Annotated in this window: 25 protein-coding genes; all 25 read left to right on the forward strand. The window is 28.0% G+C overall.

The features are described from left to right. Window position 1 precedes the first annotated feature (1 nt). Window positions 2–445, forward strand: a complete 444-nt coding sequence (locus AB4Y15_RS04190; RefSeq protein ID WP_427338657.1) for a hypothetical protein — start codon at window positions 2–4, stop codon at window positions 443–445. 40 nt (window positions 446–485) lie between these two features. Beyond that, on the forward strand, window positions 486–1250 hold the full coding sequence (gene fliP, locus AB4Y15_RS04195) for a flagellar type III secretion system pore protein FliP (protein ID WP_427338658.1): 765 nt from the start codon (window positions 486–488) through the stop codon (window positions 1248–1250). 14 nt (window positions 1251–1264) lie between these two features. Next, on the forward strand, window positions 1265–1534 hold the full coding sequence (gene fliQ / locus AB4Y15_RS04200; RefSeq protein WP_427338659.1) for a flagellar biosynthesis protein FliQ: 270 nt from the start codon (window positions 1265–1267) through the stop codon (window positions 1532–1534). 16 nt (window positions 1535–1550) lie between these two features. Next, window positions 1551–2315 carry a flagellar biosynthetic protein FliR gene (gene fliR, locus AB4Y15_RS04205; protein ID WP_427338661.1) on the forward strand — a complete coding sequence of 255 codons (765 nt, stop codon included), beginning with the start codon at window positions 1551–1553 and terminating at the stop codon, window positions 2313–2315. An 18-nt stretch (window positions 2316–2333) separates the two neighbouring features. Then, window positions 2334–3419 (forward strand): flagellar biosynthesis protein FlhB, encoded by a 1086-nt coding sequence (gene flhB / locus AB4Y15_RS04210; RefSeq protein WP_427338663.1) that lies wholly within the window; start codon window positions 2334–2336, stop codon window positions 3417–3419. A gap of 18 nt (window positions 3420–3437) precedes the next feature. Continuing rightward, on the forward strand, window positions 3438–5471 hold the full coding sequence (flhA, locus tag AB4Y15_RS04215) for a flagellar biosynthesis protein FlhA (RefSeq protein ID WP_427338664.1): 2034 nt from the start codon (window positions 3438–3440) through the stop codon (window positions 5469–5471). Continuing rightward, on the forward strand, window positions 5471–6619 hold the full coding sequence (gene flhF / locus AB4Y15_RS04220) for a flagellar biosynthesis GTPase FlhF (RefSeq protein WP_427338666.1): 1149 nt from the start codon (window positions 5471–5473) through the stop codon (window positions 6617–6619). The genes flhA and flhF overlap by 1 nt, the downstream gene beginning before the upstream one ends. Further along, on the forward strand, window positions 6600–7424 hold the full coding sequence (locus AB4Y15_RS04225; protein WP_427338667.1) for a MinD/ParA family protein: 825 nt from the start codon (window positions 6600–6602) through the stop codon (window positions 7422–7424). Before flhF ends, AB4Y15_RS04225 begins: the two co-directional genes overlap by 20 nt. A 146-nt stretch (window positions 7425–7570) precedes the next feature. After that, on the forward strand, window positions 7571–8245 hold the full coding sequence (locus AB4Y15_RS04230; protein ID WP_427338668.1) for a flagellar brake protein: 675 nt from the start codon (window positions 7571–7573) through the stop codon (window positions 8243–8245). Between the two features lies 1 nt (window position 8246). Continuing rightward, window positions 8247–9296, forward strand: a complete 1050-nt coding sequence (locus AB4Y15_RS04235; protein ID WP_427338669.1) for a protein-glutamate methylesterase/protein-glutamine glutaminase — start codon at window positions 8247–8249, stop codon at window positions 9294–9296. Continuing rightward, the gene (locus AB4Y15_RS04240; protein WP_427338670.1) at window positions 9297–11318 is read left to right on the forward strand and encodes a chemotaxis protein CheA; all 2022 of its coding nucleotides are present in this window, start codon (window positions 9297–9299) and stop codon (window positions 11316–11318) included. It begins immediately after the preceding gene. 19 nt (window positions 11319–11337) lie between these two features. Beyond that, the gene (locus tag AB4Y15_RS04245; protein WP_427338671.1) at window positions 11338–11772 is read left to right on the forward strand and encodes a chemotaxis protein CheW; all 435 of its coding nucleotides are present in this window, start codon (window positions 11338–11340) and stop codon (window positions 11770–11772) included. Window positions 11773–11803: 31 nt separating this feature from the next. Beyond that, the gene (locus tag AB4Y15_RS04250; RefSeq protein ID WP_427338672.1) at window positions 11804–12418 is read left to right on the forward strand and encodes a chemotaxis protein CheC; all 615 of its coding nucleotides are present in this window, start codon (window positions 11804–11806) and stop codon (window positions 12416–12418) included. Beyond that, a complete protein-coding gene (locus AB4Y15_RS04255; RefSeq protein WP_427338673.1) occupies window positions 12415–12897 on the forward strand; it encodes a chemotaxis protein CheD in 483 nt (160 codons plus the stop codon). The genes AB4Y15_RS04250 and AB4Y15_RS04255 overlap by 4 nt, the downstream gene beginning before the upstream one ends. Before the next feature lie 64 nt (window positions 12898–12961). Next, window positions 12962–13696, forward strand: coding sequence for a FliA/WhiG family RNA polymerase sigma factor (locus AB4Y15_RS04260; RefSeq protein ID WP_427338674.1), 735 nt, complete (start codon window positions 12962–12964; stop codon window positions 13694–13696). Between the two features lie 19 nt (window positions 13697–13715). Then, window positions 13716–15344 carry a flagellar assembly protein A gene (locus tag AB4Y15_RS04265; RefSeq protein ID WP_427338676.1) on the forward strand — a complete coding sequence of 543 codons (1629 nt, stop codon included), beginning with the start codon at window positions 13716–13718 and terminating at the stop codon, window positions 15342–15344. 16 nt (window positions 15345–15360) lie between these two features. Beyond that, window positions 15361–15672, forward strand: coding sequence for a hypothetical protein (locus AB4Y15_RS04270; RefSeq protein WP_427338677.1), 312 nt, complete (start codon window positions 15361–15363; stop codon window positions 15670–15672). A gap of 14 nt (window positions 15673–15686) precedes the next feature. Next, window positions 15687–16130, forward strand: a complete 444-nt coding sequence (locus tag AB4Y15_RS04275) for a hypothetical protein (protein WP_427338678.1) — start codon at window positions 15687–15689, stop codon at window positions 16128–16130. A gap of 157 nt (window positions 16131–16287) precedes the next feature. Beyond that, window positions 16288–16986: a 30S ribosomal protein S2 gene (rpsB, locus tag AB4Y15_RS04280; RefSeq protein ID WP_427338679.1), complete on the forward strand. Its 699-nt coding sequence runs from the start codon at window positions 16288–16290 to the stop codon at window positions 16984–16986. Window positions 16987–17065: 79 nt separating this feature from the next. After that, entirely contained in the window at window positions 17066–17713 is a 648-nt protein-coding gene (gene tsf / locus AB4Y15_RS04285; protein ID WP_427338680.1) for a translation elongation factor Ts, read from the forward strand. A gap of 121 nt (window positions 17714–17834) precedes the next feature. Continuing rightward, window positions 17835–18551: a UMP kinase gene (pyrH, locus tag AB4Y15_RS04290; RefSeq protein WP_427338681.1), complete on the forward strand. Its 717-nt coding sequence runs from the start codon at window positions 17835–17837 to the stop codon at window positions 18549–18551. 2 nt (window positions 18552–18553) lie between these two features. Then, the gene (gene frr / locus AB4Y15_RS04295; protein WP_427338682.1) at window positions 18554–19111 is read left to right on the forward strand and encodes a ribosome recycling factor; all 558 of its coding nucleotides are present in this window, start codon (window positions 18554–18556) and stop codon (window positions 19109–19111) included. A 7-nt stretch (window positions 19112–19118) separates the two neighbouring features. Next, entirely contained in the window at window positions 19119–19307 is a 189-nt protein-coding gene (locus AB4Y15_RS04300) for a hypothetical protein (protein ID WP_427338684.1), read from the forward strand. A gap of 53 nt (window positions 19308–19360) precedes the next feature. Beyond that, window positions 19361–20122, forward strand: a complete 762-nt coding sequence (uppS, locus tag AB4Y15_RS04305) for an undecaprenyl pyrophosphate synthase (RefSeq protein ID WP_427338685.1) — start codon at window positions 19361–19363, stop codon at window positions 20120–20122. Between the two features lie 12 nt (window positions 20123–20134). Further along, entirely contained in the window at window positions 20135–20902 is a 768-nt protein-coding gene (locus AB4Y15_RS04310; protein WP_427338686.1) for a phosphatidate cytidylyltransferase, read from the forward strand. Window positions 20903–20921: the final 19 nt, after the last annotated feature.

The raw sequence follows: 20921 nt of genomic DNA on the forward strand, positions 1-20921 counted from the left end.
AATGAGAAATATTTTTTTAGAATTATTTTCTATTTCTAGTTTTTTACTTGTTAATGAGTATGCTTTTGGCTCCAGTTACATTGATAATAACAGGGGTTATTCTTTCATTAATTTAATTAGTTTTACATTTGGTTTCATTCTGATTATTTTAGCTATATTATTTCTAGGTAGAATATTGAACTTTAAATTAAATGCTGTAGGTAAAAAACATAGAATTAAAATTATTGATATTCTAAATATAAACGGCATCAAGATTTTGGTATTAGAAATGTATGGACAATATTATATATTAGCTTATAATAACAATAGTATAATTTTGATTGATAAATTAGAAAATATTGAATCATTAAAATCTGACAGTAATATAATTAATAAGTCTAGTTTTGATAAATATTTAGAAAAATTTCTTATGAAAATTAATTTTACAAAAAATGCAAAACATTAATAAGATTATTATGAACTATAAGTGAGTAGGATGAATAAATATGACTAAGATAGTAAAAGTTCTTATAATTACAACTGTATTAATTGTACTTTGTAATTCTGTTGTGTATGGGGCCCCTGAAATTTCTTTATTTGGAAAGACAATATCTTTGAAAGATACAGATGATCCGAATGATTATGTTATAAGTATACAAATATTAATTTTGCTAACTATATTAACTTTGGCCCCTTCTATTTTAATAATGGTTACAAGTTTTACTAGAATAATTATTGTACTTTCTTTTATGCGTAATGCTTTAGCAACACAACAGACGCCACCAAATCAAGTTTTAATTGGGCTAGCATTATTCTTAACATTTTTTATCATGGGTCCAACTATAGATCAGATTAATGAACAAGCTATTCAGCCTTTTTTAAGTGGAGAGATTAGCCAAGAAGAAGCTTTTAATAATGCATTAGAACCAATTCGTGAATTCATGTTTAAGCAAACTAGAGGGAAAGATTTAGTTTTATTTATTAAAGCATCAGGTATTGAAGAAAGAAATGACTTAAAATTAGAAGATATACCGACAAGAGTATTAATACCTGCTTTTATGATTAGCGAATTAAAGACAGCTTTTCAGATGGGATTTATATTATTTATACCATTTTTAATAATAGATATGGTGGTTGCAAGTACATTAATGTCAATGGGTATGATGATGTTACCACCAGTTATGATATCTTTGCCATTTAAAATATTACTTTTTATTATGGTAGATGGATGGAATCTTGTTGTAAAACAGTTATTATTAAGTTTCAATTAATAGGAGTGATATAAATGAGCCAAGGGGATATTATAAGTTTAGCTCAAGATGCGATGAAGATGGTTTTAATGCTTTCTTCTCCAATGCTGATTTTTGGCTTGTTAATAGGATTAGCTGTTAGTATATTTCAAGCAACAACACAGATACAAGAAGCTACATTAGCTTTTGTTCCTAAAATAATAGCTGTAATGATTTCGTTTTTAATATTTTCACCTTGGCTATTAAATCTTATTTTAGATTTTACTAATAAACTTTTTGAAAATATGAATACGTTTATAAAATAATTTAATGGTGAATTTTATGGTAGATGTTATACAATTGATTATAAATAAATACATTGCTTTTTTGTTAGTATTTGTTAGATTAAGTGGAATTTTTATCATTACCCCGATATTTAGCAGAAGAAATGTACCAACAATATTCAAAATAGTTTTTACTTTTTTTCTTACACTGATAATGATTAATATAGTTGAATTCAATCAAACACAAATAGACATTTATCTTTTTATAATTTATATATTAAGAGAATTATTTTTAGGTATATTTATCGGATTTATCATGTACTTATTTTTCTCTTCACTATATTTAGCTGGTAAGTTAGTAGATATGCAATTAGGTTTTAGTATGGTAAATGTACTAGATCCTAACAGTAATATACAAGTTCCCATAACAGGGAATTTCTATTATATTTTAGCTTTATTGACTTTTTTAGTTATAGATGGTCATCATATATTGATAAAGACTTTATTGGATTCATTTACAATAATTCCTTTAGGAAGTTATGTCATCAAAACAACCATTTATAAAGAAATACTTATAATTACTAGTAATATATTTGTTATAGCTTTTAAACTTAGTAGCCCTATATTGGCTACTATATTTATAACTAATATTATACTAGGGATATTGGCACGAACTATGCCACAAATGAATGTTTTTGTAGTTGGAATGCCTTTAAGAATTGCAATAGGGGTTATTACTTTGATATTAACGATACCTTTCATTATTGCTTTTATATGTAATTTATATGAACAAATTTTTCGAGTATTTTCTTTCTTAAAGTAGAATAAGGAATGATTACAAATGTTAAATAGCATAAAATTGCAATTATTTGCAAGTGGAGAGAAAACGGAAAAGCCTACTCCGAAACGGAGAAAAGAAGCAAGAGAAAAAGGGCAAGTGCTACAGAGTAGAGAATTAACGTCTGCCCTGTTACTACTATTTATATTTTTAACTTTGAAAATTTTTAGCAACTATATGTTCAACAGTTTAAAAGAACATATAAGTTATATTTATAGTGAATATTTAATTTCTGACGATTTTTATTCAAAGAGAGAAATTATTTTACTATTAAGATATATTATTTTAAAAACAACTGAAATTGTTGCCCCAGTTTTAGGAGTTGCTTTTATCTTTGCATTAATTATTAATTATTTTCAAGTAGGGTTTTTATTTACAACAAAAACTTTACAAATTAAATTTAGCAGAATAAATCCTATAGAAGGTTTCAAACGCATATTTTCAAAAAGGGCATTTGTAGAATTAGTAAAATCTTTTTTAAAAATAACGTTAATAAGTTATATCATGTATTCTTATATTATGGGGCAAATTAAAAATATTATGCGATTATTAGAAAAAAATATATCCAATATTGTATTTTATATAGCTAAAATGTCATTTGAAATTGCTATTAGAATAGGATTGGTTTTGTTTGTATTATCCGTATTGGATTATGCATATCAATGGTGGGAATATGAAAAAAGCCTAAGAATGTCAAAACAAGAAATTAAGGAAGAATATAAACAAACAGAAGGTGATCCTGTTATTAAATCAAAAATAAAAGAAAAACAGCGTCAAATATCTATGCGCAGAATGATGCAGGATGTACCTAAAGCGGATGTTATTATTACTAATCCAACACATTATGCAGTTGCTTTGAAATATGACAAAGAAAAATATGACGCTCCATATGTAATTGCTAAAGGCAAAGATATAATTGCTGAAAATATTAAAAAGGTGGCACGAGAATCTTCTGTACCAATTATTGAAAACAAATGGCTAGCAAGACATTTATATAATAATATTGAGATAGGACAGGTAATTCCAGAAGAACTCTATCAAGCAGTAGCCGAAATACTAGCATATGTTTATAGCCTTAAAAAGGTCTAATAAGTTAGGAGGACAATTATGAAATTTGGAGATATTGTAGTAGCGATATTTATTATTGCAATAATTTTGATGATTATTATACCTGTTCCTAAAGGTGCTTTAGATATACTTTTAACTCTAAATATATCTTTTGCATTATTAATCCTTTTAATTGCAATGTATACTGAAGAAGTTTTACAATTTTCAGTTTTCCCATCTTTATTATTAATAACTACGCTTTATAGACTTTCTTTGAATATATCAACAACAAGATACATTTTAACAGATGGAGATGCAGGAAGTGTTATAGAGACTTTTGGGAATTTTGTAATCAAGGGAAATCCCATAGTAGGTTTTATCATATTTTTAATAATTGTAATAATACAATTTATAGTAATTACTAAAGGTGCTGAAAGAGTAGCAGAAGTTGCAGCTAGATTTACTCTTGATGCTATGCCAGGAAAGCAGATGGCTATAGATGCAGATTTAAATTCAGGGCTTATTACAGAAGAGGAAGCTAAAAAAAGAAGAAGTGAGATACAGAAAGAAGCCGATTTTTATGGAGCGATGGACGGTGCTAGTAAATTTGTTAAAGGAGATGCGATAGCTAGTATTATTATTACTATAATAAATATTTGTGCAGGTTTTGTTATAGGAATTTTAACCAAAAAATTAACATTTATGGAAGCGCTTCATAAATACACATTATTAACGGTAGGAGATGGTTTGGTTAGCCAAATACCAGCTCTTATAATATCAACTGCTACTGGTATAGTTGTAACTAGAGCTGCTTCAGAATCGAATCTTGGACAAGATGTTATTAAACAGCTTTTTAATAGCCATCCTAAAATTATGTATATTATCGGTAGTGTACTGTCTTTATTAGGAATTGTTACTCCATTACCATTTTTGCCATACATATTTTTAGCAGGTATATTCTTTTATTTAGGTTATAATATGCAAATTAATATTCAAAAGAACGTTGAAGAAGAAAAAGAAATTGCAGAAGAAGTAGAAGTTGAAGAAGTTAAAAAGACAGAAAATGTAATGTCATTATTAAAAGTAGATGACATAGAATTGGAATTTGGTTATGCAATTATACCTTTAGCTGATGTAAATCAAGGTGGGGATTTGCTTGATAGAATTGTATTAATTAGAAGGCAAATTGCATTGGAGCTTGGTATAATAGTTCCTATGGTTAGATTAAGAGATAATATACAACTGAACCCAAATGAATATGTAATTAAAATAAAAGGTGTAGAAGTTTCAAAAGGAGAATTATTATTTGATCATTATTTGGCTATGAATCCAGGAACAGCTAAGGGAGAATTATCTGGGATAGATACTATTGAACCTACATTTGGTTTACCAGCTAAATGGATAACCGAAGAGGAGAGAGAAAAAGCAGAAATATTAGGTTATACTGTAGTAGATCCACCATCTATCATAGCAACTCATTTGACTGAAATAATTAGAAAATATGCACACGAGTTACTTGATAGACAAGCAGTTAAAGTTTTAATAGATAATATAAAAGAAGAATATCCTGCTTTAATAGAAGAGCTTATCCCCAATGTTCTTTCTATAGGTGAGATACAGAAGGTTCTTGCAAATTTATTAAAAGAGCAAATTTCAATTAGAAATATGGTTTCTATTTTAGAAGCTCTTGCGGATTATGGTGTTGTTACTAGAGACCCAGATTTATTAACTGAATATGTAAGACAGAGATTATCAAGATATATAACAAAAAAATATGTGCAAAACAATAAAATAAAAGTAATTACGTTAGACGGTGAACTAGAACAATTAATTATGGACTCTATTAATAAGTCAGAAACAGGTTCATATTTGGCATTAGAGCCAACAAAAGTTCAGAAAATTCTTCAAAGCTTATCGAAAAATATAGAAAAAGCAACTTCAATAGGAGAACAACCAATAGTTTTAACAGCTCCTATAGTTAGAATATATTTTAAGAGATTGACTGAACAATTAATAAAAGATTTAGTAGTACTGTCTTATAATGAAATAGAACCTACAGTTGAAGTTCAGTCATTAGGGATGGTGACATTATAATGAAGGTAAAGAGATACATTGGAAAAACAAATAAAGAAGTTATGGATAAAGTTAAAAGAGAACTTGGTACAGAGGCAGTTATACTTCATACAAGGAAAATAAAACAAACTGGTTTTTTTGGTTTTTTTAAAAAACCATTGATAGAAGTAGTAGCTGCAGTAGATGAAAGTTATGAGGTGAAAAATGTAATAGACAATCGGGCAAATAAAAGTATAGATTATCACAGTAAGTCATTTAATGATGAAATAAATAATGCTCAAAAGGAACTTAATGAAGAAATTAAAGAATTAAGGAAATTAATAGAAGATATGATTATAAGTGCTACTAAAAAAGAGAAGAGTAATTTATCAGAAAAATTAATTATGTATAAACATATTCTTATTGAAAGAGGAGTAGAAGAACACATAGCTGATGAAATATTAAATAAAATAAATGAAAGATTTAATGTTGAAGATAAGGATGATAAATCTATTAGAGATATAATTAGATATCATTTAATTGAGTATCTAGGCAATCCAGAACCTATAGACTTGTCAAAACCAAACAAAATCATATTTTTTATTGGACCAACTGGCGTAGGGAAAACTACTACTTTAGCTAAAATTGCTTCCAAAATATGTTTATATGAAAATTTAGAAGTTGGAATTATTAATGCAGATACATACAGAATAGGGGCTGCAGAACAGATAAAAACTTATGGAGATATATTAAGTATTCCAGTAAATAATATTTATGATATAGAGGATATTTATAAAGTTATGTCGAAATTAAAAGATAAAGAGATTATTTTAATAGATACTGCCGGGAGAAATCATAAAGATAACGAAAAAATTGAAGAAGTAAGGAAATTAATTAATTCTGTTAATAATAAGGAAGTTTATTTAGTATTAAGTGCAACATCTAGTATGAATACTATTAAATCTATTATTGACAAATATAAAAATATTCCAGAGTATAAAATTATTTTTACTAAGTTAGATGAAGTCGATAATTTAGGTATTATTTTAAATACTAGATATTATTCAAATAAACCATTGTCTTATTTTACTACTGGTCAAAATGTTCCAGATGATATTGAGATTGCTGATGTAAATAAATTAAGTAAATATTTGATTGGAGAGTTACAGTATGAGAGATCAAGCGTATAGATTGAGACAAATGGTGAGTAAATACAAAAGCAATAAAGCAAAAATAGAAAATAAAATTAATAATAAAACTAGAGTTATGGCTATAACTAGTGGCAAAGGTGGAGTTGGTAAAACTAATTTTACAATTAATTTAGCGATTTCATTAAACAAACTTGGATATAAAACAGTCATTTTTGATGCAGATATAGGTTTGGCTAATGTTGATATAGCTTTAGGGATTATGCCTAAACATACTATCGCTGATGTTATAAAAAGGAAAAAAGATATTCTAGAAATTATAACGGAAGGTCCTTGTGGACTAAAAATTATTGCTGGAGGGTCAGCATTAGAAGAGTTAATTGATATTAAAGAAAGAGAATTGTATGAATTGACTAGTCAACTTGAAAAATTGTCTGGAATTGCAGATTTTATATTAATTGATACTGGAGCAGGTATATCAAGAACTGTATTGAGTTTTATTGAAGCTGCTAATGAAATTATTTTAGTTACTACTCCTGAACCCACTTCTCTAACAGATGCATATGCATTAATTAAAACGTTGATTATTTCTAATTGTAGTTATAACAAAATTAATTTAGTAGTAAATAAAGCCGATAATTATTATGAGGCTAAAGAAGTATATGAAAAGTTGAATAGAGTTACTAAAAGATTTTTAAATTTTGAGTTAATAAATTTAGGGTATATACAAAATAGCAAATTATTAGTAGAATCTGTAAAACTTCAAAAGCCGATAACTTTATTACATCCAAATTCTTCTTTTGTCAAAAGAATAAATACTATTGCTTTAAAAATTGTTGGCAATTAAAACAACAACAATGGTAATGATTTTAAAAAATTTATTGAAAAATTTAAGAATTATTTTTTAAATTATAATAAGTAAATAGTTTTACTAATATTTGAAGAAACCCTATATACATAAAAAGATTTATTTCAAAAGGAGGACCATATTTAATGCAAAAAAAAAAGATATTAGGCGAGTACCCAGTCATAGGTGACAAGATAGAAATTAGAGAAATTAATACAAAAACAAATAATAAATATGCAAGTCAGATACTTGATATTATTGATGATAATATTTATATAATAAGTGGTCCTATACAAAAAAGTGCATTAATACCTTTACATGTTGGGAGTTTAATTGAAATTTCATATTTTCGTGAAGATAAAGGAAGATTTATATTTAAAGCAAAAATTATTGAACGTGAATATAAAGATATATATAAGTTAAAAATTGAGAAAATAAGTTGTATTACAAAATTACAAGAAAGGAATTACTACAGATTATCAGTAAAATTAGATGTACAAAAAGTATATAATTTAAAGCTTGATGATGAGGAAAAAGAAACGATTGAGAACTGTATAGCTAAGGATATTAGTGGTAGTGGTATAAGAGTATTTTGCAACTTTAAACATTCTGTTGGAGATTTAATAAAATTGCACATTTCAATAAAAGATTTTAGTATAACAGCTTTGGGAACAGTTGTAAGAGTTCAAGAGATAGAAAATGATAAATTTAAATTTTCTTTAGGAATCAAATTTATTGAAATTAAAGATGAAGATAGAGAACGATTGATTAAATATATTTTTGAACAACAAAGAAAATTAAGAAAAAAAGGGATGATCTAATATGATAAAGGTATTAGTTGTAGATGATTCAGCATTTATGCGTAAAATAATAAGTGATATTTTGTCTAGTGATGAAATGATAGAAGTAATTGGAACTGCTAAAAATGGTAAAGATGCTTTAGATAAAATATCCTATTTAGATCCTGATGTTATTACATTAGACATTGAAATGCCTGTGATGGATGGCATTACAGCATTAAAAGAGATTATGAAGAAATTCAAAAAACCAGTTGTAATGCTTAGCAGTTTGACTAGCCAAGGGGCTGAAGCAACTTTAAGAGCTTTAGAATATGGAGCTGTTGATTTTATTACAAAACCAACTAATATTTTCAAAGTTGGGAGTCAAGATAAAAAAGAAGAAATTATAAATAAAGTTAAAGTAGCTGCAAAAGCTGTCTTACTAAATACTGTAATGGATAAGCATACGGTTTTAAGAAAGAGTTCTATAACTATAACTAGTAAAAAAGAAAAATTAGATTATATAGTTGCTTTGGGAACTTCTACTGGTGGTCCAAGAGCACTTCAGTCAATAATACCTAATTTACCAAGTGAAATAAATGCTGCTTTAGTTGTCGTGCAGCATATGCCAAAGGGTTTTACTAAATCTCTAGCTAATAGATTAAACTCTATGTCACATCTTGTAGTAAAGGAAGGTGAAGATGGAGAGTTAGTGAAAAGAGGATATTGTTATATTGCTCCAGGTGGTTATCACATGACATTAGATGAAGTAGGTATTAATAAAGTATACATAAGATTAAACAAAGAAGAGCCTGTTTCTGGGCATAGACCATCTGTAGATGTTTTAATGGAATCAGTTGCAAAAATTAGATATCTAAAAAAAATAGGTGTGATATTAACAGGAATGGGTTCTGACGGAAGTCAGGGTATAAAACTTATTAAAGAAAATAATGGTTTTACTATTGCACAAGATGAAAAAAGTTGTGTTGTATTTGGAATGCCAAAAGCTGCAATAAATATCGGGGGTATAAACAAAGTATTACCTTTGAATTCAATTTCAGATGAAATTTTAAATATATTGGGGGTGTTATAATTGGATATTAGTCAATATCTTGACATATTTATAGATGAGTCTAAAGAACATTTACATAATTTAAATGAGAGTTTACTAAGTTTAGAAAAAAATCCTGATGATAAAGAATTGATTAATGAAATATTTAGAGTAGCACATACTTTAAAAGGCATGTCTGGTACAATGGGATTTACTAAAATAGCAAGTTTGACGCATGAAATGGAAAATTTGCTAGATGCAATAAGAAATGACAAATTAGCTATTAATACTGATGTTATCGATTTATTATTTAAATGTTTTGATGCTCTCGAAGAGCATATTAATGTCATAGCTGTAGAAGGTGAAGAGGGAGAGCAAGATAATAAAGATTTGATTATCAAGTTAAATTCTATTTTAAATAACGATAAAGATTATCAATCCGAAACTAGTATAGAAACAGTAAAAACTGATAAAGTTGATAGTGTAAATAACCTTAATCAATATGTTATTAATATTATAAAAAAGGCGCAGGAAAAGGGATTAAATGCATATACGATTGATGTGACATTAAAAAAAGATTGTATGTTAAAAGCGGCAAGAGCATTCGTTATATTTAATACATTAGAAAAATATGGAGAAATAATTCATTCAAAACCTTCAGCTGAAGATATAGAAGATGAAAAATTTGATTTAAGTTTTTCGATAACAATTTTAAGTAAAAGTGATAAAAATATTATTTTAGATGAATTGAATAGAATAACTGATGTTGAAACTATTGAAATAAAAAAAATTGAAACTGTAGATAGTATAAATAACAACAAGGCTTTAGAAGAAACTAGTAAAGGAACTAATAATGTACAAAATAAAACTCAAGTTAAAACTGAGAAAAAAAGTAAAAAGAAAAATAATAAAATAGGAAAGACTGTTAGAGTTGATATCGATAGACTTGACAATTTGATGAATCTTGTAAGTGAATTAATTATTATTAAAACGAGAATGGAGGAAGTTGGTGGTCGTTCTGAAAATCATAACATGAACGAAGCAATTGAATATTTAGAAAGAATTACTACTAGTATACATGATGCAGTTATGAAAGTAAGAATGGTACCTATAGATAGAGTTTTTAATAGATTTCCTAGAATGGTGCGAGATTTGTCCAAAGATTTAGGCAAGAATATTAAACTAATTATGTCTGGTGAGGAAACTGAAGTAGATAGAACAGTAATTGATGAGATAGGAGATCCTTTAATACATTTAATACGAAATTCAATAGATCATGGAATAGAAAGTCCAGAAGAAAGACTAGAAATTGGTAAAAAAGAGTCTGGAGCTTTATATTTAAGAGCGTATCCAGATGGTAATAATGTAGTTATAGAAGTTGAGGATGATGGTAGAGGTATTGACTTGGAAAAAGTTAAACGTAAAGCAATAGATAAAAAAATAATAACGGAAGAAATAGCACATAACATGTCCAAGGAAGAAATAATTTCTTTACTCTTTAAAGCTGGTTTTAGTACAGCTGAAAAAATATCAGATATTTCAGGCAGAGGTGTTGGATTAGATGTAGTTAAAAATAAAATTGAAGCTATAGGTGGTAATATTGAAGTTGAAACTGAAAAAGGAAAAGGTACTAAATTCACAATAAGAATACCGCTAACGTTAGCAATAATTCAAGCATTATTAATAAAACTGCAAGATGAAATTTATGCATTACCATTAAGTTCTATAAAAGAAATTACAACTATTGAAAGTAAAGCTATTAGAAAAATACAGAATCATGAAGTAGTTTTATTTAGAGATAAAACACTGCCAATAGTTAGATTAAATGAAGTTTTGGGAATCCAAAAATCGGATGAAACAGATGAGAGTGAGGAATTGATTACAGTTGTTGCTAAAAAGGGAGATAAAGAAGCAGGTCTGATTGTAGACAAGCTTATAGGACAACAGGAAATAGTAATAAAATCGTTAGGAAAATATTTGTCAGGAACTAGATATATAGCAGGAGCAACAATTTTAGGAGATGGTAGTATATCGCTTATACTTGATATAAATTCCTTATTTTAGGTAAGTAGGAGGTGATATTTTGAATTCGAAAGAGAATTTAAATACAAATCAGTATGTTTTATTTAAATTAGAAGATGAAAGCTATGGAATTGAAATTGAATATGTTAAAACAATTGAGAAGATTACAAATATAACGAGAGTACCAAATACTAAGCCTTATGTCAAAGGGGTTATAAATTTACGTGGAGAGGTTATTCCTGTTATTGATTTAAGAGAAAGATTTGGATTACCAATAAAAGATTATAATAATGATACAAGAGTTATAATTGTTTCAATACAAGATTTTGTAATTGGGTTAATAGTAGATTCTTCATCAGAAGTTATCTATTTGAATGATAATGAAGTGGACAATCCTCCTGCAATAGGAGAGGCAAATACAGCTGAATTTATTAAAGGTATAGGGAAAAAAGATGGAAAATTGATTATGCTTTTAAATCTGAAAAAAGTTTTATAGACAGCATAATAAATATTTAGAGGTGTTAATAATGGATATAAATAATTTAAATATTATGTTGTTGGATGTATTAAAAGAAATAGGTAATATAGGTTCTGGGAATGCAGCAACTGCACTAGCAAGTATGATAAATAAGAAAATAAATATGGATGTACCTCAAGTAAAAATCTTAGATTTTAATGAGGTAGCAAATATACTCGGTGGAGCAGAAAAACCTGTTGTTGGTATTTATTTTGAAATGAGTGGAGATATAAAAGGAAGCATCATGTTCATTTTGAATATAGATTCTGCACGTTGCTTATTAAATTTACTTTTTAAAAGCAGTAATGAAAGAGATGAATTTACTGATATGGATATGTCGGCTTTATCTGAAGTTGGTAATATACTTGCTGCTTCTTATATAAATTCTTTAAGTACACTTTCTAATATGGTTTTGAAGATTTCGGTTCCATCGATAGCGTTTGATATGGCGGGAGCGATTTTAAGTGTGCCTGCTATACAGTTTGGATATATTAGTGATAAGGTTTTGTTTATCGAAACTCAGTTTAAAGAAGGAAATAATCAGGTAACTGGAAATTTGTTTTTAATACCAGAATTAGATTCTTTTGAAACAATGTTAAAAAAATTAGGGGTAGTTGGAATATGAAAGTAATAAAAGTTGGAATGGCAGATTTAGCAGTTTGTAAATCACCTTGTATAATCATGACTTTAGGATTAGGTTCATGTGTAGGGATTGCTCTATATGATAGAATAAATAAAATTGGTGGGTTAGCTCATATAATGTTACCGTCTAGCCTAGAGATAAAAAATAATTCAAACAAGGCAAAATTTGCAGATACTGCAATTGAAATGCTGGTTGAAAAAATGATTAAAATTGGAGCAAATAAGAATGTTCTAGTAGCTAAATTAGCTGGTGGTTCGCAGATGTTTAAGTTCAGTACTCAAAATGAGCTACTGAGAATAGGTGATAGAAATGTGATAGCATCAAAAAAGAAATTAAAAGAATACGGTATTCCGATAGTAGCTGAAGATACAGGAGGGAATTATGGTAGAACTATTGAATTAAACTGTGAAGATGGTTCTTTAATGGTAAAAACAATTGGTAGAGGATGTAAATATATTTAAAGGCAATTATGGCTATAGTCTACATAATAGAATTATAGCATCCATCTTACAGGAGGATTTTAATATGACCATTGAAGAAATATGGGATAGGTATAAAGCCACCAATAATATTGAATATAAACAAAAATTGGTTGAAGAATACGTATATTTAGTTAAAATTGTAGCTGGAAGGCTATATAATTATTATAGTGGCAATATAGAATTTGATGATTTGTTGAGCTATGGAGTATTTGGCCTAATAGATGCTATAGAAAAGTTTGATATCAATAGAGGGTTAAAATTCGAGACATATGCTCAGATTAGAATTAGAGGTGCGATAATAGATAATTTAAGAAAACTAGATTGGATTCCTAGATCTTTGAGAAAAAAAGCTAAAGAATTGGAGGAAATTGTTAGAGAATTAGAGAATAATTTAGGAAGAACAGTTACACATAAAGATATTGCTAAAAAGCTAAATATTGATGAAAAAGAAGTAGAAAAATTATTTAGAGAAGTTTCGATTTATAATATTGTTTCGTTAGAAGATATCATTGCTTCTGGTAATGAAATAATATTTAAAAATGGCCATGATACTCCAGAAGGGCAATTTGAAAAAAAAGAAATAAAATCCATAATTAGCGAAATAATTGATAATTTGCCAGAAAAAGAAAAAATGGTTATATCGTTGTATTACTATGATGAACTAACTTATAAGGAGATAAGTGAGATTTTAGGAGTTTCCGAATCAAGGATATCACAATTACATAGTAAAGCTCTTATTTCTATCAAAAGCAAGTTAAAACATATAGGAATATTTTAATTGTTCAGGTGGTGAGTAAATGAGTATAAAAATTAATAAATTAGAAGAAAATCTATCAAAGAAAAGCAATATTAATAATTTTGAGTTTAAGTATTTAGAAGATGGAGTTTATATTCAGATAAATAATAATACAGGGAATGAAATCAGTTTATCTGATGTGTTGGAAGAGATCAATAGAAAGCAGATAAAAGAATATGATTTAGAGGCTATTGTTAATGCAATAAGTGGAGCTAAAAGTAATTTTGTGCGATTCGCACCAAAACAGGATGAAATATTGATTGATGAAGAAGTTTTAATTGATATATCGGAAGATAAGATGTATGGTTATGTAACTTTGCTGCCACCTGATGGAGGTAAAAATATAGAGTTTGATGAATTTGTTAATAAAGTAAAGGAAAAAATAAAATACGGACTTGATTATGAAAAGTTAAAAGAGATTTTTGAAAATAAAGTTTATAACGAAAAAATTTGTATTGCACAAGGGAAAAAGCCAGTAGAAGGAAAAGATGGTTATATCAAATGGTATTTTAACATTAAAAATGAACATAAACCGAAAATTTTAAAAGATGGTAGTGTAGATTATAGAAATTTAAACATAATAAATAATGTTAAAAAAGGTCAGTTATTAGCAGAAAAAATTCCTGCTACAAATGGTGAAGACGGTATTACAGTAACCGGTGAAATTATACCTTCTATTAAAGGCAAAGAAGCATTTCTAAAAGTAGGTAAAAATGTAGTTTTATCTGAAAATGGGAATGCGGCATATGCATTGAAAGATGGGCAAGTTATGTATCGGAATGGGAAAATTGTTGTTTATGAAGTATATGAAATTGCTGGTAATGTAGACAATTCAACGGGTAATATTAGTTTTAACGGTACAGTAAGGATAAAAGGAAATGTTATTACGGGTTTTTATGTAAAGGCAATGAGTGATATTGAAATAAATGGAGTAGTCGAAGGAGCTATTGTTGAAAGTAATGGCAATATTATAGTTAAAAGAGGTATACAAGGTTATCATAAAGGAAAACTGATATCTAGAGGTAATATTTATACAAAATTTATTGAAAATAGTGATATTTATGCTAATTTAAATGTACATGCAGAAGCAATAATGCATAGTAAAGTAATTTCTGGTAATAATATTGAAGTAAATGGTAGAAAAGGTTTAATTGTTGGGGGAGTTTGTAAAGCTAAAAATGAAATTAAAGCAAAAACGATAGGTTCTCCAATGGGTACTGTAACAGTATTAGAAGTGGGAATAGATACAGAATTAAAACTAAAGCATACAGAATTAAAAAATAAAATAAATGAAACAAAATCAAATCTAGAAAAAGTTGACAATACGATAAAATTATTTACTAGATTGGCAAAAAACAATAATTTACCTGATAAAAAAAGAGAATTACTTGTAAAGATTATAGATAGTAGACAATTTTTAACTAATCAATTAGAGACTTTAAAAAAACAATTAATTAGTATAGAAGAAAAAATGAAAGCACAAACTAATGGTAAAATTAAAGTAGAAAAAGAGATTTTTCCGGGGGTTAAAATTACTATTGGCAATAGTGTTATGTTTATAAGAGAGAAACTTGGACCATGTACTTTTATGAATGTTGACGGAGAAATAAAGATTACTTCGTTTGAATAATATTAGGAGGATATTTATGAAAATTAATACTGCTGATTTAAGGTTAGCAATTTCAAAAACGCAGATGCTTTCTAAGGTTCAGCAGTCAGAAAATAATAAGGCATTTACTAATTTATATAACGAAGTGCTTGAAAATAAGAAGAATATAGAAAAAGAACAAAAAACTATTAATAAATCTAAAGAACCTTACAAATCAAAAATGGATAATGATAGAAATAAAAAAAATCAAGATTTTAATAATGAAAGAGAAAAAAGAGAAGGTGGAGATAATAAAAGAAATGACATAAAAATGAATTATTTAGGTAGTAGATTTGATGTTAGAATTTGATGAGGGGTTGTAATATGACTTCGATATTATTGATATGTTTAGGTATTGCGCTAATTATATTGTCTTTGATTGTTTGGATAAAAAATGGAGAAAAAAACAAATATCTTAATGAAGTAGAATATAGAAAGTCTGAATCATTAGATTATATTAAATATTTTGAACAAAAAATCAATGAATTTGAACAGATAATGTTTGATTTAGAAGAAAAAATAAGGGAAATTTATGATTATATGAAGATTCAAGATATAGATGAAGGGAAAGAAACTGGTAAAGCTCTAACAAATAACAACCAAATAATTGGAAATAATGAATTTAAAGATCCAGAAGGTATCAATTTAGTAAATGAAGTTCAAAAATTAAAATATGATGGGTTTAGAAATGTTGAGATTGCGAAAAAGTTAAATAGAAGTATAAGGGAAGTTGATATGATACTGAAATTGAAAAAACTAAATAAATAGTTATATATCTTTAAGAAAAATATTGTCAAAATAAAAAAGGTATGATATACTACTTAGAGTGAAATTACACACACTTGATGATTCCTTGAAATGTGCCCAATGGGTCTTCTTGGAATATGATTCAAGTGGAGGAATAAAACAACGGAGGTGCTTTAATATGGCAGTAATTACTATGAAACAACTTCTAGAAGCAGGTGTTCATTTTGGACATCAAACTAGAAGATGGAATCCTAAAATGGCTGAATATATTTTTACTGAAAGAAATGGAATTTACATTATTGACCTTCAAAAAACAGTTGAGAAAATAGAAGAAGCATATAAGTTTGTTAAAGAAGTTGTTGAAAATGGAGGTCAAGTACTTTTTGTTGGTACTAAAAAGCAAGCACAGGAGTCTATTCAACAAGAAGCAACTAGATGCGGTATGCATTATGTAAACCAAAGATGGTTAGGCGGTATGCTTACTAACTATAGAACAATTAAAAAGAGAGTAGACAGATTACATGAGTTAAAAAGAATGGAAGAAGAAGGTACTTTTGATGTACTACCTAAAAAGGAGTTAATTAAACTAAGACATGAAGCTGAAAGATTGGAAAAGTTTTTAGGTGGAATAAAAAATATGAAGGGCCTTCCAGATGTATTATTTGTAGTAGACCCAAGAAAAGAAAAAATAGCTGTTAAAGAAGCTAGAACTCTTGGCATCCCAGTTGTAGCTATTGTAGATACTAACTGTGATCCAGATGAAGTAGATTATGTAATTCCAGGCAATGATGATGCTATTAGAGCAGTTAAGTTGCTAACACAAACAATTGCGAATGCTGTATTAGAAGGAAAGCAAGGAGAACAAGATAACGAGTAAAAGTAAGGTAAGGGTTGGAAGGGAGCTTATCCCTTACTGCTCTTACCTTTTTAATTATTAATAATTAGGAGGGGATAAAATGGCTGTAACAGCTTCTATGGTTAAAGAATTAAGAGAGAGAACAGGAGCAGGTATGTTGGATTGTAAAAAGGCTTTAGTTGAGTCAAATGGTGATTTGGAAAAAGCAGTTGAGATACTAAGAAAGAAAGGTTTATCAAAAGCAGCTAAAAAAGCAGGAAGAATAGCTGCTGAAGGTATTGTGGATTCTTACATACACGGTGGAAGAATAGGTGTACTTGTAGAAGTGAATAGTGAGACAGATTTCGTTGCTAAAAATGAAGAATTCAGACAATTTGTACGCGATATAGCTATGCAAATTGCTGCACAAAATCCTAAATATGTATCAAGAGAAGAAGTACCAACTGAAGTAATTGAAAAAGAAAAAGAAATTTTAAGACAACAAGCTTTAAATGAAGGTAAACCTGAGCATATTGTTGAGAAAATGGTAGAAGGACGTTTAGAAAAATTCTATAAAGAAGTATGTTTACTAGAACAACCTTTTATAAAAAATCCAGATGTAACAATTAAAGATATATTAACAGAGAAGATAGCAAAGATAGGAGAAAATATAAAGATAAGAAGATTTGTTAGATATGAAGTGGGCGAAGGAATTGAGAAAAAACAAGAAAATTTTGCAGAAGAAGTAGCTAAACAAATTAAGATGTAATTTTTATGGAGAACACATTGTGTTCTCCATTTGAATACTATTGTTTCTTATTGTTGTATAAATTTTAAATTTTGAAGGATTATATAAAATAATATAGAATAAAATATATAGGAGTGTTCAAATGAAAGGGGTTAAATATAAGAGAATTATACTTAAATTAAGTGGTGAAGCTTTAGCTGGAGATAAGGGTTTTGGTATTGACAAAACTACAATAATGAATATAGCAAAGCAAATAAAAACTTTAAATGAACTTAACGTAGAGACTTCTATAGTAGTAGGCGGAGGTAATTTTTGGAGAGGAAAAAGCGGTGTAGGAATGGATAGAACGACTGCTGATTATATGGGTATGTTAGCAACAGTAATAAATGCATTAGCTATGCAGGATGCATTAGAAAGTTTAGGAGTATATACTAGAGTGCAAACGGCAATAGAAATGCGACAAATAGCAGAGCCTTATATTAGGAGAAAAGCTGTAAGGCATTTAGAAAAAGGCAGAGTAGTGATTTTTGCAGCAGGTACAGGTAATCCTTATTTCTCGACAGACACTACAGCTGCTTTGAGAGCAGCAGAGATTGAAGCAGAAGTAATACTATTAGCTAAGAAAGGTGTTGACGGGGTATATGATTCGGACCCATTGTTAAATCCAGATGCAAAGAAATTTGAAGTAATTGACTATAAAGATATTTTAAATTTAGGATTGGGTGTTATGGATTCAACAGCAGCGTCATTATGTATGGATAATCAAATACCGATTATAGTTTTTGGTATTGAGCAACCAGAAAATATTGTTAAAGTAGTTATGGGTGAAAAAATAGGTACTCAAGTAAAGGAGGTTTAGATATGTATTTGGAAATTCACAAAACGGCAGAAGAGAAAATGAAAAAAACTTTAAAAGTTTATAAAGAAGAGATTATGGGTATTAAAGCTGGTCGAGCTAATCCAGCTTTGTTAGACAGAATTATGGTTGACTATTATGGTACACCTACACCTCTTAAACAAATAGCAAATATTTCTGCTCCAGAACCTAGACTTTTAGTTATTCAAGCTTGGGATGCTAATGCAGTTTCAGCTATTGAAAAAGCTATTATAAAATCAGATTTAGGATTAAATCCATCGGTTGATAATAAAGTCATAAGACTAAACATACCACAACTTACAGAAGAAAGAAGAAGAGAATTAATTAAACATTTAAAGAAATTAACAGAGAATGCAAAAGTAGCAATAAGAAATGAAAGAAGAGATGCAAATGAGCATTTGAAAAAGATGGAGAAGGCTGGAGAATTAACTCAAGATGATTTAAGAAAAGCTGAAGAAGAAGTTCAGAAATTAACTGACAAGTACATTGAAGAAATTAATAAATTATTTGAGAAGAAAGAAAAGGAATTATTGGAGGTATAATAATAAATTGAAGTATAACAATTTATTAGGGTATAACTTAATAGATGCAATTGAACTCATAGAGTCGGATAAAAAAATAGAAATAAGAAATACATGTGGATTAAATAAAAGATTAAATGCAAATCTTGAAGATATAAGGATAGTAAAAGTATTAGAAGAAAAAGATTGCTTAGTTTTAAAAGTAGGATTTTTCTAGTCCCCTTCTTTATTGAGAAGGGGTTTTTAATGACTGAAAATGGAGGTTATTAAATGTTTGGAAATACACGTGAAGAGGTTTTAAAGATAGAAAAACTTAGAAGCTTAATAGATAAAAATAAATTACCAAGGCATATTGCAATAATAATGGATGGAAATGGAAGATGGGCTAAAAAAAGATTTTTACCGAGGACTGCAGGACATAAAGAAGGAGTTGAAAGAGTAAAAGAGATAGTTAAAGCATGTGGAAATTTAGGAATTGAATATTTGACGTTATATGCTTTTTCAACTGAAAACTGGGCAAGACCTAAAGACGAAGTAGATACTTTAATGAAATTACTGGTAGAATATTTAAGAAAAGAACTAGATACACTACATAAAAATAATGTAAGAATTAAGGTTTTAGGCAATATTGATGAGTTGCCAGATTTACCTAAAAAGGAAATAATTAAAGCTATTGAGAAAACTAAAAATAATAAAAAGCTTATTTTGAATATAGCATTAAATTATGGCGCAAGAGATGAAATCATAGAAGCTGTTAGAAATATAATACTTGATGTAAAACATAATAAAATAGATATTGAAGAAATAAATAAAGAGAATTTTAAAAAATATTTATATACAAGCAATCAACCAGATCCAGATCTTTTGATAAGGACTAGTGGAGAACAAAGAGTAAGTAATTTTCTCCTATATCAAATTGCTTACTCGGAGTTTTATTTTACAAACACATTATGGCCAGATTTTAAAGAAGAGCATTTGTATAGAGCAATTCTTGAATATCAAAATAGAGAAAGAAGATTTGGGAAAATATAGGGCGGTGATTTTTTGAAAAATAGAATTATTAGTGGAGCAATTGGATTATTATTACTTATTACTATAGTTATAAAAGGTGGAGCTTTGTTGAATTTATCAGTACTTATTATAGGGCTTATTGGTTTATATGAATTTGATAAGACTGTGAGAAAAATAAATGTGAAACCATTGATATTTTTGAATTATTTTATAACAATTTTCTTATTTATTCTAATATATATAAACAATCGATCATATATACTTTTCTCATTAATCGCTTATTTTTTTATTGTAATGTTGTTTTTTGTATTTAATAAAAATATAAATATAAACGACATTGGGGCTACTATTTTTAGTGAAATATATATAATTTTCTTATTATTCCATATTATACTGTTGAATGGAAATATCATGATTTGGTTAGTTTTTATTACGGCTTGGGCAACAGATACATTTGCTTATTTTACAGGGATGATATTTGGTAAAAGGAAATTATGTCCACATCTTAGTCCTAAGAAAACTATTGAAGGTGCTATTGGAGGGATTTTAGGTTCTTTAATTGTAACTTTATTATTTGCTAAGTATATTGGAGCAACTGATTTTATAAAATTCGCTTTATTAGCTATTATATCATCATTATTTGCCCAAATTGGAGATCTTACTGCATCTAAAATAAAAAGACTATGTGGTGTAAAAGATTATGGGAATATTATGCCAGGCCATGGTGGAGTACTAGACAGATTTGATAGTATTTTATATACAACACCTATTGTATATTATTTTATTAAATTACTGTTATAGCAAATAGTAGTAAAAATAT

The organism is Caloranaerobacter longqiensis (assembly GCF_050286925.1).
In the GTDB taxonomy this organism is placed as follows: Bacteria; Bacillota; Clostridia; order Tissierellales; family Thermohalobacteraceae; genus Caloranaerobacter.

Bases quoted from the DNA above. Each gene is read 5' to 3' on its own strand.
- flhA (WP_427338664.1), top strand. From the start codon at position 3,438: ATGAAATTTGGAGATATTGTAGTAGCGATATTTATTATTGCAATAATT.
- fliP (WP_427338658.1), top strand. From the start codon at position 486: ATGACTAAGATAGTAAAAGTTCTTATAATTACAACTGTATTAATTGTA.
- pyrH (WP_427338681.1), top strand. From the start codon at position 17,835: ATGAAAGGGGTTAAATATAAGAGAATTATACTTAAATTAAGTGGTGAA.
- flhF (WP_427338666.1), top strand. From the start codon at position 5,471: ATGAAGGTAAAGAGATACATTGGAAAAACAAATAAAGAAGTTATGGAT.
- tsf (WP_427338680.1), top strand. From the start codon at position 17,066: ATGGCTGTAACAGCTTCTATGGTTAAAGAATTAAGAGAGAGAACAGGA.
- AB4Y15_RS04235 (WP_427338669.1), top strand. From the start codon at position 8,247: ATGATAAAGGTATTAGTTGTAGATGATTCAGCATTTATGCGTAAAATA.
- uppS (WP_427338685.1), top strand. From the start codon at position 19,361: ATGTTTGGAAATACACGTGAAGAGGTTTTAAAGATAGAAAAACTTAGA.
- frr (WP_427338682.1), top strand. From the start codon at position 18,554: ATGTATTTGGAAATTCACAAAACGGCAGAAGAGAAAATGAAAAAAACT.
- flhB (WP_427338663.1), top strand. From the start codon at position 2,334: ATGTTAAATAGCATAAAATTGCAATTATTTGCAAGTGGAGAGAAAACG.
- AB4Y15_RS04230 (WP_427338668.1), top strand. From the start codon at position 7,571: ATGCAAAAAAAAAAGATATTAGGCGAGTACCCAGTCATAGGTGACAAG.
- AB4Y15_RS04190 (WP_427338657.1), top strand. From the start codon at position 2: ATGAGAAATATTTTTTTAGAATTATTTTCTATTTCTAGTTTTTTACTT.
- AB4Y15_RS04260 (WP_427338674.1), top strand. From the start codon at position 12,962: ATGACCATTGAAGAAATATGGGATAGGTATAAAGCCACCAATAATATT.
- AB4Y15_RS04275 (WP_427338678.1), top strand. From the start codon at position 15,687: ATGACTTCGATATTATTGATATGTTTAGGTATTGCGCTAATTATATTG.
- fliR (WP_427338661.1), top strand. From the start codon at position 1,551: ATGGTAGATGTTATACAATTGATTATAAATAAATACATTGCTTTTTTG.
- AB4Y15_RS04225 (WP_427338667.1), top strand. From the start codon at position 6,600: ATGAGAGATCAAGCGTATAGATTGAGACAAATGGTGAGTAAATACAAA.
- fliQ (WP_427338659.1), top strand. From the start codon at position 1,265: ATGAGCCAAGGGGATATTATAAGTTTAGCTCAAGATGCGATGAAGATG.
- rpsB (WP_427338679.1), top strand. From the start codon at position 16,288: ATGGCAGTAATTACTATGAAACAACTTCTAGAAGCAGGTGTTCATTTT.
- AB4Y15_RS04265 (WP_427338676.1), top strand. From the start codon at position 13,716: ATGAGTATAAAAATTAATAAATTAGAAGAAAATCTATCAAAGAAAAGC.
- AB4Y15_RS04250 (WP_427338672.1), top strand. From the start codon at position 11,804: ATGGATATAAATAATTTAAATATTATGTTGTTGGATGTATTAAAAGAA.
- AB4Y15_RS04255 (WP_427338673.1), top strand. From the start codon at position 12,415: ATGAAAGTAATAAAAGTTGGAATGGCAGATTTAGCAGTTTGTAAATCA.
- AB4Y15_RS04270 (WP_427338677.1), top strand. From the start codon at position 15,361: ATGAAAATTAATACTGCTGATTTAAGGTTAGCAATTTCAAAAACGCAG.